Genomic DNA, 12967 nt, shown 5'->3' on the forward strand with positions numbered 1-12967 from the left:
GAAGGGGGAGGTGGCCCAGAGGGCCGGAGGGGGAAGCGGCTGCTGAGCCGCCGCTGTCACTTCCCCCTCAGTCGCTCCGCGACAGCTCCCCCTTCAGGGGGAGCATCTTCCTACTTCAGCTGCGACGGGTCGTAGTTCGGGCCGAAGTCCAGAACGAACAGCGGGCCCAGCACCACGGTCTGCTTGCTCGAACCCAGGTGCAGCGAGACCGCCGCCCCGCCCTTGTCGGCGTCCATCGTGGCGCGGCCGCTGACGCTGTAGATCTTCCATTCGGCGCTATCGACCTTGATCGCCCCGCCCTCGACGATGCCGCCCCACGGCTCGGCCGACTGCTGGACGCGGACATTGGCGACGGTGGCGGCCGCAGCGCCGCCTTCGACGGGCTCGGCCTTGGCCCAGAAGGCCACGGTGATGACGTCGCCCTTGGTGATCTTGCCGTTCACCGCCTGGCTGCCCGAGACCCGCCAGGCCGCCGCCGGATCGGGCGCGCCCACCACCACCCGCACCCCGCCGCCGCCGACCACGGCCTTGTCCTTGACGTAGGCGTTGGTCTGGCCGGGACCGTAGACGTTCCAGGCCGTCGACGGCTTGTTGATGGCGTACTTCATGATTCCCTCGTCGGCCGCCGTGGCGACCGGCGCGGACAGCGACAGGGCGAGCGCCGCGACGGCGGCCCCGAGAATCGTCTTCTTCATGTGGCTTCCCCCTTCCGAAAGGCATGATCTTGCTCGCCCGCGCGATGCGGACGAACGGCCGTCTCCTTCCCTGGAGGATTGTCGAAAATGCTCCGACCACGTCCCCCGACGCGGGGTTCCGTCGTGCGCGCGACGGAACCTTGTTCTTCAATGGTAGCGGTAGCGCGAGCGACACATCCTGGCAAGAAGCCGCGCTTTCCGGCCGCTCCCGCGTTGCGCCGCGAGGGGGTCGGGCGTAAAGACCGCCGCAATCCTGAAACCGGTCCTTTCCAGGGGAGTCCAAGACAATGTCGCTCGAGTCCGCCGCCCTGCGGCGCATCGCACCGTCGGCCACCATCGCCATCAGCGCCAAGGCGCGCGCGCTGAAAGCCTCCGGTCGCGACGTGATCGCCCTTTCGGCCGGCGAACCGGACTTCGACACCCCAGACAACATCAAGGACGCCGCGATCGCCGCCATCAAGGCCGGCAAGACCAAGTACACCGACCCCGACGGCATGCCCGAGCTGAAGGCCGCCATCTGCGCCAAGTTCAAGCGCGAGAACGGACTGGAGTACAAGCCGAGCCAGGTGCACGTCGCACCGGGCGGCAAGCCGGTGATCTACAACGCCTTCGTCGCCACCCTGAACCCCGGCGACGAGGTGATCATCCCCGCGCCGTACTGGGTGTCGTACCCTGACATGACCCTGCTGGCCGGCGGCACGCCCGTGTCGGTCGAGACCACCGCCGAAAGCGGCTTCAAGATCACGCCGCAAGCGCTGGAAGCGGCGATCACGCCCAAGTCCAAGTGGCTGATCATCAACAGCCCGTCCAACCCCTCGGGCGGCGCCTATACCCGCGCCGAACTGCAGGCCATCGCCGACGTGCTGCTCAAGCACCCGCACGTCTGGGTGCTGACCGACGACATGTACGAGCACCTGGTGTTCGACGACTTTGAATTCACCACCATCGCCCAGGTCGAGCCCAAGCTCTATGACCGCACCCTGACGATGAACGGCGTCTCGAAGGGCTATTCGATGACCGGTTGGCGCATCGGCTACGCCGCGGGTCCCGAAGCGCTGATCAAGGCCATGGGCAAGATGATCAGCCAGACGACCTCGAACCCCTGCTCGATCAGCCAGTGGGCGGCGCTGGAAGCCCTCAACGGCCCGCAGGACTTCATCAAGCCGAACGCCAAGCTGTTCCAGGAACGCCGCGACCTCGTCGTGTCGATGCTGAACCAGGCCACCGGCCTGCACTGCCCGACCCCGGAAGGCGCGTTCTACGTCTATCCCTCGTGCGCCGGCCTGATCGGCAAGACCGCCCCCTCGGGCAAGGTCATCGAAAGCGACGAAGACTTCGCCGTCGAACTGCTGGAGACCGAGGGCGTGGCCGTGGTGCACGGCGCGGCGTTCGGCCTGTCGCCGTTCTTCCGTATCAGCTACGCCACCAGCAACGACGTGCTGGAAGACGCCTGCGCCCGCATCCAGCGCTTCTGCGCCAACGTGAAGTAGGCGCTGGTTTGAGCGCTAGATTGTGGATCTAGTGGTGTAATCGAAGGGGGATCAGCCAGCGGCTGGTCCCCCTTTTTCGTTTGAAAGGCCTTGCGTCCTTCGAGGCCCGCTGCGCGGGCGCCTCAGGATGAGGTTCTCCTTTGCACTGAGGTCCTCATCCTGAGGTGCGAGGCGAAGCCGAGCCTCGAAGGACGCAACGACCCTCAGTGCTTCTCGCGCCAGCCGGCCTTGGCGTCTTCCTGGGTCATGCTCAGGTGCACCGCGTCGTCGTCGACATAGTCGACCCACGACAGCGGGATCATGTGGTGCTTGAGGCCGGAACCGAGATCCAGCTTGGCCAGCTCGATCTCCGTGCCGACCACGTGGTCGACCCGTCCGACATGCTTGCCGTCGGAACCGACCACCTCAAGATGCTCGCGAATTAGAGATGCATCCATCATCGGACATGTCCTCCCGTCGGCGCCGTCTCCACGGCGGCGCCATGGCTCTTCAAACGGCTGTGGGCGACCATTGGTTTCCCGATTGCCGAGCCCTCGCGTTCGCCTTACGTTCGCCGCCAAGACCCGCAGGCCAGACGGTTCACGGAGACGCCCGATGCTCACCCTCTTTCACGCCCCGCGATCGCGCTCGACGCGCTTCCTCTGGCTGCTGGAGGAACTGGGCGCGCCCTACCGCATCGAGAAGGTGGACATCTTCCGCAGCATGAGCGGCACGGGCGCGCGCGACCCGCGCAATCCCCACCCGCACGGCCAGGTGCCGGCCCTGCTCGACGACGGCGTGCTGATCACCGAAAGCGCCGCCATCGCCCTGTACCTGACCGACAAGTTCCCGACCGCGGGCCTTGGTCCGATGATCAGCGACCCGCACCGCGGCCCCTATCTCGGCTGGCTGGCCTACTACGCCGGCGTGCTGGAGCCGGCCGTGACCAATCTCTGGAAGCAGCGTCAGGACGACCAGGACAAGGCCCAGTACCAGGCGCTGGACGAGCGCCTGCGCACGACGCTGGAAAAGCAGCCCTGGCTGCTGGGCGAGCAGTTCTCGGCGGCCGACATCCTGTTCGTCAGCCTGCTGCAGTTCGCCCGTCAGATGCTGCCGCCCCATGCGGTGTATGACGACTGGCTGGCCCGCGCCAACGCCCGCCCCGCCCTCGCCCGGGCGCTCGCCAAGGACGACCTGTCTTGAGAAAAGCCGCCCTCGCCGCCCTTTCCCTGCTGGCGACCGCGACGCCGGCCCTGGCCGGCCGCATCGACGCCGCGCTCAGCGACGACGCCATCACCATCACCGAGGACGGCAAGACGGTGCTGGTCTATCGGACCAAGCCGCTGGATCCGGCCAGGGAGCCGGGCCGCTCCAACTACGTCCATCCACTGTACGCGCCGGACGGAACGGTGCTGACCGAGGATCGCCCGGCCGACCACCTGCACCAGCGGGGCGCCTTCTGGAGCTGGCACCAGGTGCTGGTCGACGGCAAGAGCATCGGCGACGGCTGGTTCATGCAGGGCCTGTCCTTCAACATCCACGATCGCGGCTTCGAAGGCGACGCGGCCGGGCGCGGCAAGCTGACGGTCAAGGCCGACTGGCTGGTCAATTCCGGGCCCGAGGTGGTCTACGCCGCCACCGAGACGACCTCGGTGCTCATCCATCCGCTGAAAGGCGGCGCGCGGCGGATCGAGTTCGACACCGTCATCACCGCCCGCACCGACAGCCTGGCCCTGGGCGGCAGCAACGACGTCAAGGGATACGGCGGCTTCTCGATCCGCCTGGTGCGTCCCGACGCCATGGTGTTCGGCTCGGGCGGCAAGCAGGTCAGGCCCCAGAACGAGCCGGTCGAGGCCGGCAAGGCCATGGGCTTCGCCTGGTCTTCGACTTCGGGCGTGCCGGCCTGGACCGTGGGCCTGAGCTGCAAGGCCAATGGCAAGCCGGTCACCCGCTGGATCCTGCGCAACGAGCTCTCGATGCAGAACTGCGTCTTCCCCGGCCGCGCGCCCTATGTGATCAAGAAGGGTGAAAGCCTGCGCCTGCAGGAAACCCTCGTCATCCGCCCGGCCAGCAAGCGCACGCCCGCTCCAGCCGCCGCCAAACCCCAGCCCCAACCCCAACCCAAGACCTGAAGACCCGACCATGGCCGAGATCCTCAACCTCAACCGCGCCCGCAAGGCCAAGGCCAAGACCGACGCCAAGCAGACGGCCGTCGAGAACCGCGCCCGCTTCGGCCGCACCAAGGCCGAAAAGACCCTGGACGCCGCTCGCGCCGAGAAGCTTTCGCGGGCCCTCGACGGCGCCAAGCGCGAGGACTGATTGCCCCGCTCCCCCTGGCCGTTCCAGGCCCTGGCCTTCCGCTTCGCGCCGGTGCTCGTCACCGTCATCGCCTGGAATGCGATCTGGGATTGGGCGACGCCGGGCGATCCGGCCTGGACGCCGCCACCCCGCGAACGGACGGTCCTGACCATCGGCGTCTTCAAGACCGCCACCGATGCTCCCAGGGGCGACGGCTACGCGTTCGAGACGATCGATGGACGCCGCCTGCAGTTGCGCTGTCGGCCGGTAGGCGCGGCCGCCGACGATTGCCTGAGCGGCGGCGGAAAGGTCGGCGACCATTCGGGCCGCTACGCCACGGTGCGTTACTATGCGTGGATCGAGGGCCGGGGCGCCGCGCCCAGGCTTGTCCTGCTCGGCGCGAAGTCCGGTTCGGACTGGCTGCTGCGCACCCAAGACCAGAAGGCCAGACTGACCGCGCTGGGCGAGGCGGAACGGCGGCGCAAGGCCCATTGGCGCACGGCGATTTCGGCCGCTCTGACCCTGGCGGCCGGCTTCATCGGCCTTCTGCTCTATCGCCGCCAGCAGCGCTGACGTCGCGGCTCATCGCGGCGCCAGGTAGCGCGCGCCCTTGGGCAGGCTGTCGCAGCAGCCGACCACAGGCGGGGTCGGGACCTCGCCCATCCGCTTCCAGGCGGCGAGCAGGCGCTCGATCGCCCACACCCAGCCAAACGTAGTTTCCTTATGGGTCTTGTGGAACTCTTCCATGGCCGCATCTCCTGTTCCCCGGCGACACAGGGAAGATCGGCTTGATCGACGCCCGCGACAAACGCGGTTCGTTGAGCTATGGATAAGCCAACCTTATGGCTGACATCCTCGCTTCATATCCGCTGGGCGCCATCCGCGTCTTCGAGGCCGCCGCCCGGCTGAAGAGCTTCACGCGCGCCGCCGACGAGCTGGGCGTCACCCAGGCGGCCGTCAGCTGGCAGGTGAAGGGCCTGGAGCAGCGGCTTGGCCAGCCGCTGTTCCTGCGCAAGGTGCGCGAGGTCGACCTGACCCCGGCGGGCGAGCGCCTGGCCCGCGCCGCCACCGAGTCCATGAGCCTGCTGCGGGCGGCGCTGTCGGACCTGGTCGAGGCCGACCAGGGCGTGCTGGCGATCACCACCATGCAGAGCCTGGCCAACCACTGGCTGGCCGCGCGCCTTGGCGCCTTCCAGCTGGCCCATCCGAAGATCGCCGTGCGGCTGGAGGGCAGCCACGTCCTGCGCGACCTTGGTCGTGGCGAGGCGGACCTTGGACTGCGCGCGGGCAATGGCGCCTGGCCCGGCATGGTCGCCCACTTCCTGATGCCCTTCGTCCAGACCGCCCTGTGCTCGCCCGAGTTCCTGGCCCGGCATGGACCGTTCGAGCACCCGGCCGACCTGCTGGCCGCGCCGCGCATCGGCGCCGCCAGGGAGTGGGAGGTATGGTTCCGCGCCGCCGGCGTCGCACCGCCGCAGGGCCCCGAAGCCCCGCGCCTGGAGGCCGACGCCCAGTCGATCGAGGTGGCCTCGGCCCTCGCCAATCAAGGCCTGGCCGTCGGCTCGCCGATCTTCTTCGCCGCCGAGATCGCCTCCGGGCGGCTGGTGCAGCCGTTCGACATCTCGCCGCACTACGGCGGCGGCTACTGGCTGGTCTATCCGGAAGAGCGCCGTCGGGTGGGCAAGATCGTCGCCTTCCGCGACTGGATCCTCGAGGCCGTGGCCGCCGACCCGTCGATCGCCCGCCATACGGCGGACGGCGAGCGGATCGGCTGACCGGTCAGCCCGCCGAGGCCGTCTCGACCGTGCGCGGCGTGCGCTTGAGCACCAGCCGCAGGTCCAGGCGATCGTGCTTGAGGACCAGCGATCCGTCCTTGGCCACGCGATAGTCGAAGACCAGATCGGATTCCGGCAGGGCCAACTGATCCTCGTTGGCCTCGTAGTCCTCGGGCTCGTCGGCCGTGAAGGCGCCCCGCTTGCGGCGACTGACCACCAGCTCGTCGTCGCTGAAGCGCAGTTGATCACCGCGCCGCACGTCGATCTGGCCGTCGCCGTCGATGCGCGCCACCGTCCACGAGCCCAGCAGGTTCACCGGTCCCTCGGCCCGGGCCTCGCCCGCATAGCCCGCCAGGAAGGCCGCCCGGGTCAGCATCTCGGCCACCAGCTTGCGCTCGGGCTCCAGGCGCGGATCGGCCTGGGCCTTCAGACGGCCGTCGAAGCCGCGCAGCACCTGATAGGTCCCTTCCTCGTCGCCGTCCCTGTGGTGCAGGGTGGCGGCGCGGTGCAGCGACTGGAACTCGTCGAGCAGCACATGGGCAAGCCGCAGCCCCTCGGACGCGTTGTCGGTCGGGGCGGCGACGGCCAGGATCTGGCGGGCCTCGGTTCCGTCAGCGGCGACGACATAGCGCAGATCGACGTCCAGCAGGCGCTCGCCCTTCGTCAGGACCGGCTCGGGCAGGAAGGCCGCGCCCTGGGCCTTGGCCAGAGACACGAACAGCCCGCCGCCCTCGGTGCTGAGGAAAGCCGTCGGTACGGTCATCGACACCGCGCCGTCCGGGCCCGCCTTCAGCTCGTCGCCGGGAACGCCGTAGACGCCGCTGATCCGATAGCCCGGCCGCGCCTTGACCGTCAGGGTCAGGTCGTAGGCCAGTTCCGAGACCATGGTGTCGAGCTTGGCCGAGAACACGCTCTCGACGTCGGCCTTGTCGCGCAGGAAATAGAGATTGCCGCCGCGCACGCTGGAAACCTTGGTCGCCAGGGGCGCGTCGAACTGCGTGCCGACGCCGATGGTGGTCAGGCCCACGCCCTTGCGGGAGGCCTCCTTGGCCATGCCCATGAAGCTTTCGGCGTCGGTGCGGCCGACATTGGGCTGCTCGTCGGTGAACAGCATCACCCGCGTCACACCGTTGAAAGCGTCGCGGGTGGCGAAGGCGGTCTCGTAGCCGACCTTGAGGCCGGCCTCCATGTTGGTCGAACCGGCGCTCTCGATGGCGTCGATGGCCAGGCGGATGGCCGCTCGCTTGTCGCCGATCACGGTCGGCTCCAGGTGACGGTAGGAGCGGTCGCCATAGAGCACGATGCTCAGTTGGTCGCCGGGACGCAGCTGTTCCAGGATCTGGTGCAGGCTTTCGCGCACCCGCATCAGCGGCCCGCCCTGCATGGATCCCGACTTGTCGACCACGGCCACCAGGTTCAGCGGCGCGCGCTTCCAGGTCGCCGCGTCGATGCTGGAGTTGAAGCCCAGGCCCACCAGCATCTTGTCGGCCGGAGACAGCGGCAGTTCGGCCCGCATGGCCTCGCCTGTGAGGCACAGAACCCGGGCGCAAGCCTCCTTGCCGGGGATCTGCAGGTCGTAGCCGCCCATCAGGCCCTCGGGCGTCAGGGTGTCGGGCATGGGCATGCGGCTGGCCGCGGCCTCGCCGCGGAAGTGGTTGATGTCCTGGGCGCCGCCCTGCCGCACCCGCATGCTGGTGACGACCACCTCATGGACGTCCTGCTCGTCCTGCGGCGGCGGGGTCTGGGCGAAGGCCGGAGCGGAAACCAGCGACAGCGCCAGGATGGAGGCGGCGGACCAAAGGCGACGCGACATCGAAACCTCCCGTTTTGATTGCAGGAAGGCTAACGCCGCGCGCTCAACGAGAACAAGCGAAATTGCTAAGGTTCAGGCGGCGCGCTGGTAGTGCTCGCGCAGGTCCTGCGGAATGGCCTGATAGGTGGCCGGCGGGCGTATGCCCAACGCGCGCCGCGCCTCTTCCAGGGGCATGGCGAACAGGGCGGGATAGTCGACCTCGGGCAGCCAGGCGGCCTTGCGCCCGGCCCGCCAGGCCTCGCGCACGGCCCGGCCGTAGGGCTGGCCGTCCTTGAGGCGACGGAACTCCTGGGCGCCGGCGAAGGCGATCAGGGCAAAGCCCAGGCTGCGGGTCTGAGCGTAGGAGAAGGCCACCACGCAGACCTCGCCCAGCGCGTCGGTGCCGTAACCAGTCAGCACGTGCCACACGTCGTGCACGTCGCGCAGGCGGCGGGCGTACCACAGCAGCGGGTGGGCCGCGTCCATGTCGGCGTCGGCGACCTTGCGGCTCTCCTCGGCCAGGCCCTCGGCGGTCAGGCCGCGCGGGGCGATGAAGTCGCGATAGGCCGCGCCCACCGTGCCGGGCTGGAACTGGGTCAACCAGGCCTCGTCCGACAGCCAGTCGGCGAACTCCTCGCGGCGATAGGCGATCGCCCCGCCCTGCGGGGTCTTCAGCAAGCGGGCGTAGCCGTTGGGGATCGCGCGGCCGGACAGGGCCCGCATGACCTCGAACACCTGGGCCGTGTCTTCCTTGTCGGCGATCAACCGACGGACGGCGCGAAACGCCCGCAAAGGCTGCAGGCGGAAGCTCGCATCGCGGGCGCCCAGGGGAGGACGCGCGGAAGTAGCGTCAAGGACTTGCGCAGCTGTGCTCATCAGGCATGCTCCCGGCGTGGCGTCACTAAAGATGACACGCCGTCATTTTTAATCAAGAGCCGAACCGACGTTCCGCCGGAGAGTTGCGCCGATGGGCAGTTTGAAAAAGCGATCGGTGAACCTGGCGGGCCACGCCACCTCGCTGGCCCTCGAGCCCGAGTTCTGGGCCGCGCTCGAGCGCATCGCCAAGCAGGACGCCGTCAGCATCGCCGCCCTGATTCAGCGCATCGACGTGGGTCGCGGCGAGCGCCCCCTGGCCTCGGCCTGCCGGGTGTACGCGCTGCAGCGGGCTGGGGGCTGACTCCTCCTCATTCGGCAAAGCCGACTGAGGGGCCCTCCCCTAGCCCGGCCGCGGCACGGGGGTCGGCAGCGGCTCGGGATTGGGCGCCGGCATGGTCGGCGGCGCCAGGTCGGGCAGCCGCAGTTCGGCGATGTCTGGGCGCACGGCCAGCAGGCCCGAGCGCCAGATCGCGTAGATCAGAATGGCCACGAGCAGCAGGACCGCCAGCAGCGCCGCGCCGCTCCAGGCCCCTTCGTGATGATGTTCATGATGGCGAGCCATGCCCGCCTCCTTTCGTCAGCCCGGCGACTTGGGCGCTTCGGGCAGCTTCGGCGCGTCCGGCAGCTTGGGCGCGGTGGCCGTGATGTCGACGTCCACCGACTTCTTCTGGGTGAAGCCTCCGGAGAACATCATGAAGGCCAGCACCGCGACGACCACCACCAGGGCGCCGACGATGAAGGCCAGACCGCTGTTGCCCCCGCCCGACTTGCTCTCTTCCGCCATGTTCCTGCTCCTGTTTCGTCCCTGCCGATCAACGGGAGGGCCGCGGCCAGGGTTCCGCAAAGCCGCCTCTGGGGCTTAAGCCTGGGGAAGTTTGTGCTACATATGTTCCCATGTCTTCCGGTTACGACTCGACCGACCCGTTCGGCGACCTTCCCGCTCCGCGCATCTCCGACCTGGCCCGGCCGCAGGCTCCCGGCGGCGGCGGGCCCGCGCCCGACTACCTGAACGGCCTGAACACCGAACAGCACGAAGCCGTCGTAACCACCGAGGGCCCGGTCCTGGTGCTGGCCGGCGCGGGCACCGGCAAGACGCGGGTGCTGACAACGCGCCTGGCCCACATCCTCGCCACCGGCCGCGCCCGGCCGTGGGAGATCCTGGCGGTCACCTTCACCAACAAGGCCGCGCGCGAGATGCGCGAGCGGATCACCCACATCATCGGCCCGGAAGCCGAAGGCCTGCGGTGGCTGGGCACCTTCCACTCGGTGGCCGCCCAGATCCTGCGCCGCCACGCCGAACTGGTGGGGCTGAAGTCGAACTACACGATCATCGACACCGACGATAACGAGCGGCTGCTCAAGCAGCTGATCGAGGCCGAGAACATCGACGCCAAGCGCTGGACGCCGCGCATCCTGTCGGGCCTGATCGACGCCTGGAAGAACCGCGGATGGACGCCCGACCGCGTGCCGCCCAGCGAGGCCGGCGAGTTCGCCAACGGCAAGGGCATCAGCCTCTATCGCCAGTACCAGGAGCGCCTGCGCATCCTGAACGCCTGCGATTTCGGCGACCTCCTGCTGCACAACATCACGATCTTCACCGGCAATCCGGACGTGCTGGCCGACTTCCAGCGGCGCTTCCAGTACGTGATGGTCGACGAGTACCAGGACACCAACGTCGCCCAGTACCTGTGGCTGCGCCTCTTGGCCCAGGGTCGCCAGAACGTCTGCTGCGTGGGCGACGACGACCAGTCGATCTACGGCTGGCGTGGGGCCGAGGTCGACAACATCCTGCGCTTCGAGCGTGACTTCCCTGGCGCCAAGGTGGTGCGGCTGGAGCGCAACTACCGCTCGACCGAGCACATCCTGGCCGCCGCCTCGACCCTGATCACCGCCAACAAGGGGCGCCTGGGCAAGACCCTGTGGACCGAGGCCAGCGGCGGCGAGAAGGTCAAGGTTTCGGGCGTCTGGGACGGCGAGGCCGAAAGCCGGATGGTCGCCGACGAGATCGAGAAGGCCAAGCGGGCCGGTCGCCGCTACAACCAGATGGCCATTCTCGTTCGCGCCAGCTTCCAGATGCGCGCCTTCGAAGAGCGCTTCGTGATGCTGCAGATCCCCTACAAGGTGGTCGGCGGCCCGCGGTTCTTCGAGCGGGCGGAAATCCGCGACGCCCACGCCTATCTGCGCCTGATCCAGTCGCCCGACGACGACCTGGCCTTCGAGCGCATCGTCAACACGCCCAAGCGCGGCATCGGCGACACCTCGGTGCAGAAGCTGCTGCAGATCGCCCGCAGCGAAGGGATCTCCACCGTCGAGGCGGCGCGGGTGATCATCGGCAGCGACGACCTGCCCGCCCGCACCCGCACGGCGCTCAGCAACTTCATCCGCGACCTCGACCGCTGGCGCGCCCAGATCGGAAACATGCATCACCAGCGCGTGCTGGAGATGGTGCTGGAGGAGAGCGGCTACACCGACGCCCTGCGCCTCGACAAAGGTCCGCAGAGCCAGACCCGCCTGGAGAACCTCAAGGAACTGGTCCAGTCGATGGGCCAGTTCGACAGCCTGGAGGCCTATCTGGAGCACGTGTCGCTGGTCATGGACCTCGACCGCGAGGCCACCGGCGACGCCGTCTGGATCATGACCCTGCACTCGGCCAAGGGCCTGGAGTTCCCGCTCGTCTTCCTGCCGGGCTGGGAGGAAGGCGTGTTCCCCAGCCAGCGCAGCATGGACGACAAGGGCGAGAAGGGCCTCGAGGAAGAGCGCCGCCTGGCCTATGTGGGCATCACCCGCGCCCGCGAGGAGGCTCGCATCAGCTTCGTGGCAAACCGGCAGGTCTATGGCCGCTGGACGAGCCAACTGCCTTCCCGCTTCGTCGACGAACTGCCGCTGGAGCACGTCGATGCGGGCTCGGAGACCGGCTATTACGGCGGCGGTCCGGGCATGCAGCAGACGGTGTCCTCGCGCTGGGACGATCCCGGCGTCAGCGCCTTCCAGAGCGGCAGCTACGACAGCCCCGGCTGGAAGCGGGCCCAGGACCGGGTGCAGCAGACCGCGCGCGGCTTCGGCGAACGCTCCGGCGGCGCCGCCTGGCGCGGCGGCGGCTCGGCCGCGCGCGCCAAGCCGATCGAGGGCGAAGGCCACCTGGTGGCCGTCTCGGCGCCCACCAACAGCGCCTACAGCCGCGGCGACCGCGTGTTCCACGTCAAGTTCGGCTACGGCAAGGTCGCCTCGATCGAGGGCAACAAGCTGACCGTCAACTTCGACAAGGCCGGCGAGAAGAAGGTCATCGACAGCTTCGTCGAAAAGGCCTGACGCACCCGGTGCGGGAATTTTTCATATTTCAATTTTAACGCGCACCTAAAGCTTGACCGCCGACCTGAGGCCGATCGATGCTCGCATTGAGCGTCAATCAGCCAAGGACACTTCATGCGCGAACTTACGATGGAAGAGCTGGATCTGGTCGCCGGCGGGCTGCAGACCTACGACGGCGACGGCATCACCATCGTCGACGACGGCATCGGCGGCGACGGCGATGGTGACGGCGCGGATGGCTGGGACGGCTGGTGGGACGGCGGCTATGACGGGGGCGGAGGCGGCGGCGGCGGCCCGACCGACCCGCAGCCCGACTACGGCCCCGACCAGCAGGCGCGCGACGCCGCCCAACTCTTCTTCCAGGCCGCGGCCGCCGAAGGTCACGATCTGGCCTATCGCGAGCGCGCCGCCTTCATCCTGCGCAACGACGACGGCAGCTACAGCCTTGGCCCGATCGCCGAAGGCGCGCCGCTGAGCGGCTCGGTCAGCCCCAACACCAGCGGCGTCACGCCGTGGAACGTCGTCGGCATGATCCAGAACCAGTCCGACGGTTCGATCACGCCCTCGGCCAGCGAGACGGCGCTGATCACCAGCTATCAGAACGCGATCTACGACAATGGCGGCGCCCAGGAGTTCCGCCTCTATGTCGTGGGCGGCGACGGCAAGATCTACGTCTACGACAAGGACAACATGAACAGCGGCCCGTCGAACACCGAGATCTCCGGCGGATAGGCGCGGCGGTCGGCGCCCCTG

The 12967-nt window shown here is 68.6% G+C and carries 16 protein-coding genes; 9 read left to right on the plus strand and 7 right to left on the minus strand.

Annotated elements, in window-relative coordinates:
- Positions 1-110: 110 nt before the first annotated feature.
- The gene (locus tag G5B46_RS22500; RefSeq protein ID WP_165262669.1) at positions 111-695 is read right to left on the minus strand and encodes a hypothetical protein; all 585 of its coding nucleotides are present in this window, start codon (positions 693-695) and stop codon (positions 111-113) included.
- Between the two features lie 287 nt (positions 696-982).
- On the opposite strand from G5B46_RS22500, the gene G5B46_RS22505 reads away from it, so the two are divergent.
- Positions 983-2185: a pyridoxal phosphate-dependent aminotransferase gene (locus G5B46_RS22505; protein ID WP_165262671.1), complete on the plus strand. Its 1203-nt coding sequence runs from the start codon at positions 983-985 to the stop codon at positions 2183-2185.
- Between the two features lie 203 nt (positions 2186-2388).
- Here G5B46_RS22505 and G5B46_RS22510 read toward each other — a convergent pair whose 3' ends face one another.
- Positions 2389-2625 carry a DUF2171 domain-containing protein gene (locus G5B46_RS22510; protein ID WP_165262673.1) on the minus strand — a complete coding sequence of 79 codons (237 nt, stop codon included), beginning with the start codon at positions 2623-2625 and terminating at the stop codon, positions 2389-2391.
- Positions 2626-2779: 154 nt separating this feature from the next.
- Here G5B46_RS22510 and G5B46_RS22515 point away from each other — a divergent pair, with 154 nt between their 5' ends.
- From G5B46_RS22515 to G5B46_RS22530, 4 genes are read left to right on the plus strand one after another with little or no spacing between them, the layout of a single operon-like run.
- Positions 2780-3367: a glutathione S-transferase gene (locus G5B46_RS22515; RefSeq protein ID WP_165262675.1), complete on the plus strand. Its 588-nt coding sequence runs from the start codon at positions 2780-2782 to the stop codon at positions 3365-3367.
- Complete coding sequence (locus G5B46_RS22520) at positions 3364-4296, plus strand: DUF6807 family protein (protein ID WP_165262677.1); 933 nt, start codon at positions 3364-3366, stop codon at positions 4294-4296. Before G5B46_RS22515 ends, G5B46_RS22520 begins: the two co-directional genes overlap by 4 nt.
- Before the next feature lie 10 nt (positions 4297-4306).
- Entirely contained in the window at positions 4307-4483 is a 177-nt protein-coding gene (locus G5B46_RS22525; protein ID WP_165262679.1) for a DUF4169 family protein, read from the plus strand.
- Positions 4484-5035 carry a hypothetical protein gene (locus tag G5B46_RS22530; protein WP_165262681.1) on the plus strand — a complete coding sequence of 184 codons (552 nt, stop codon included), beginning with the start codon at positions 4484-4486 and terminating at the stop codon, positions 5033-5035. It abuts the gene before it with no gap.
- Between the two features lie 9 nt (positions 5036-5044).
- Here G5B46_RS22530 and G5B46_RS22535 read toward each other — a convergent pair whose 3' ends face one another.
- On the minus strand, positions 5045-5209 hold the full coding sequence (locus G5B46_RS22535) for a hypothetical protein (RefSeq protein WP_165262683.1): 165 nt from the start codon (positions 5207-5209) through the stop codon (positions 5045-5047).
- A gap of 95 nt (positions 5210-5304) precedes the next feature.
- On the opposite strand from G5B46_RS22535, the gene G5B46_RS22540 reads away from it, so the two are divergent.
- Positions 5305-6237 (plus strand): LysR substrate-binding domain-containing protein, encoded by a 933-nt coding sequence (locus G5B46_RS22540; protein WP_165262685.1) that lies wholly within the window; start codon positions 5305-5307, stop codon positions 6235-6237.
- Between the two features lie 4 nt (positions 6238-6241).
- Here G5B46_RS22540 and G5B46_RS22545 read toward each other — a convergent pair whose 3' ends face one another.
- Both G5B46_RS22545 and G5B46_RS22550 read right to left on the minus strand, forming a co-directional pair.
- Entirely contained in the window at positions 6242-8050 is a 1809-nt protein-coding gene (locus G5B46_RS22545; protein WP_165262687.1) for a VWA domain-containing protein, read from the minus strand.
- 72 nt (positions 8051-8122) lie between these two features.
- Complete coding sequence (locus G5B46_RS22550) at positions 8123-8794, minus strand: ubiquinone biosynthesis protein COQ4 (protein ID WP_240903619.1); 672 nt, start codon at positions 8792-8794, stop codon at positions 8123-8125.
- Positions 8795-8996: 202 nt separating this feature from the next.
- On the opposite strand from G5B46_RS22550, the gene G5B46_RS22555 reads away from it, so the two are divergent.
- Positions 8997-9206, plus strand: coding sequence for a ribbon-helix-helix domain-containing protein (locus tag G5B46_RS22555; protein WP_165262691.1), 210 nt, complete (start codon positions 8997-8999; stop codon positions 9204-9206).
- A 39-nt stretch (positions 9207-9245) separates the two neighbouring features.
- Here the strand turns inward: G5B46_RS22555 and G5B46_RS22560 are convergent, their stop codons facing one another.
- Together G5B46_RS22560 and G5B46_RS22565 are read right to left on the minus strand one after the other, a co-directional pair.
- On the minus strand, positions 9246-9467 hold the full coding sequence (locus tag G5B46_RS22560; RefSeq protein WP_165262693.1) for a hypothetical protein: 222 nt from the start codon (positions 9465-9467) through the stop codon (positions 9246-9248).
- Positions 9468-9482: 15 nt separating this feature from the next.
- Positions 9483-9689, minus strand: a complete 207-nt coding sequence (locus G5B46_RS22565) for a hypothetical protein (protein WP_165262695.1) — start codon at positions 9687-9689, stop codon at positions 9483-9485.
- A gap of 110 nt (positions 9690-9799) precedes the next feature.
- On the opposite strand from G5B46_RS22565, the gene G5B46_RS22570 reads away from it, so the two are divergent.
- Together G5B46_RS22570 and G5B46_RS22575 are read left to right on the plus strand one after the other, a co-directional pair.
- A complete protein-coding gene (locus tag G5B46_RS22570) occupies positions 9800-12214 on the plus strand; it encodes a UvrD-helicase domain-containing protein (RefSeq protein ID WP_165262697.1) in 2415 nt (804 codons plus the stop codon).
- 114 nt (positions 12215-12328) lie between these two features.
- Positions 12329-12946 carry a hypothetical protein gene (locus tag G5B46_RS22575; protein WP_165262667.1) on the plus strand — a complete coding sequence of 206 codons (618 nt, stop codon included), beginning with the start codon at positions 12329-12331 and terminating at the stop codon, positions 12944-12946.
- Positions 12947-12967: the final 21 nt, after the last annotated feature.

This window comes from Caulobacter sp. 602-2 (assembly GCF_011043625.1).
Classification (GTDB): domain Bacteria; phylum Pseudomonadota; class Alphaproteobacteria; order Caulobacterales; family Caulobacteraceae; genus Caulobacter.

Coding starts and splice junctions, on each gene's coding strand:
- G5B46_RS22510 (WP_165262673.1), bottom strand. CDS start 2,625: ATGATGGATGCATCTCTAATTCGCGAGCATCTTGAGGTGGTCGGTTCC.
- G5B46_RS22570 (WP_165262697.1), top strand. CDS start 9,800: ATGTCTTCCGGTTACGACTCGACCGACCCGTTCGGCGACCTTCCCGCT.
- G5B46_RS22575 (WP_165262667.1), top strand. CDS start 12,329: ATGCGCGAACTTACGATGGAAGAGCTGGATCTGGTCGCCGGCGGGCTG.
- G5B46_RS22500 (WP_165262669.1), bottom strand. CDS start 695: ATGAAGAAGACGATTCTCGGGGCCGCCGTCGCGGCGCTCGCCCTGTCG.
- G5B46_RS22525 (WP_165262679.1), top strand. CDS start 4,307: ATGGCCGAGATCCTCAACCTCAACCGCGCCCGCAAGGCCAAGGCCAAG.
- G5B46_RS22535 (WP_165262683.1), bottom strand. CDS start 5,209: ATGGAAGAGTTCCACAAGACCCATAAGGAAACTACGTTTGGCTGGGTG.
- G5B46_RS22555 (WP_165262691.1), top strand. CDS start 8,997: ATGGGCAGTTTGAAAAAGCGATCGGTGAACCTGGCGGGCCACGCCACC.
- G5B46_RS22540 (WP_165262685.1), top strand. CDS start 5,305: ATGGCTGACATCCTCGCTTCATATCCGCTGGGCGCCATCCGCGTCTTC.
- G5B46_RS22565 (WP_165262695.1), bottom strand. CDS start 9,689: ATGGCGGAAGAGAGCAAGTCGGGCGGGGGCAACAGCGGTCTGGCCTTC.
- G5B46_RS22505 (WP_165262671.1), top strand. CDS start 983: ATGTCGCTCGAGTCCGCCGCCCTGCGGCGCATCGCACCGTCGGCCACC.
- G5B46_RS22560 (WP_165262693.1), bottom strand. CDS start 9,467: ATGGCTCGCCATCATGAACATCATCACGAAGGGGCCTGGAGCGGCGCG.
- G5B46_RS22545 (WP_165262687.1), bottom strand. CDS start 8,050: ATGTCGCGTCGCCTTTGGTCCGCCGCCTCCATCCTGGCGCTGTCGCTG.
- G5B46_RS22515 (WP_165262675.1), top strand. CDS start 2,780: ATGCTCACCCTCTTTCACGCCCCGCGATCGCGCTCGACGCGCTTCCTC.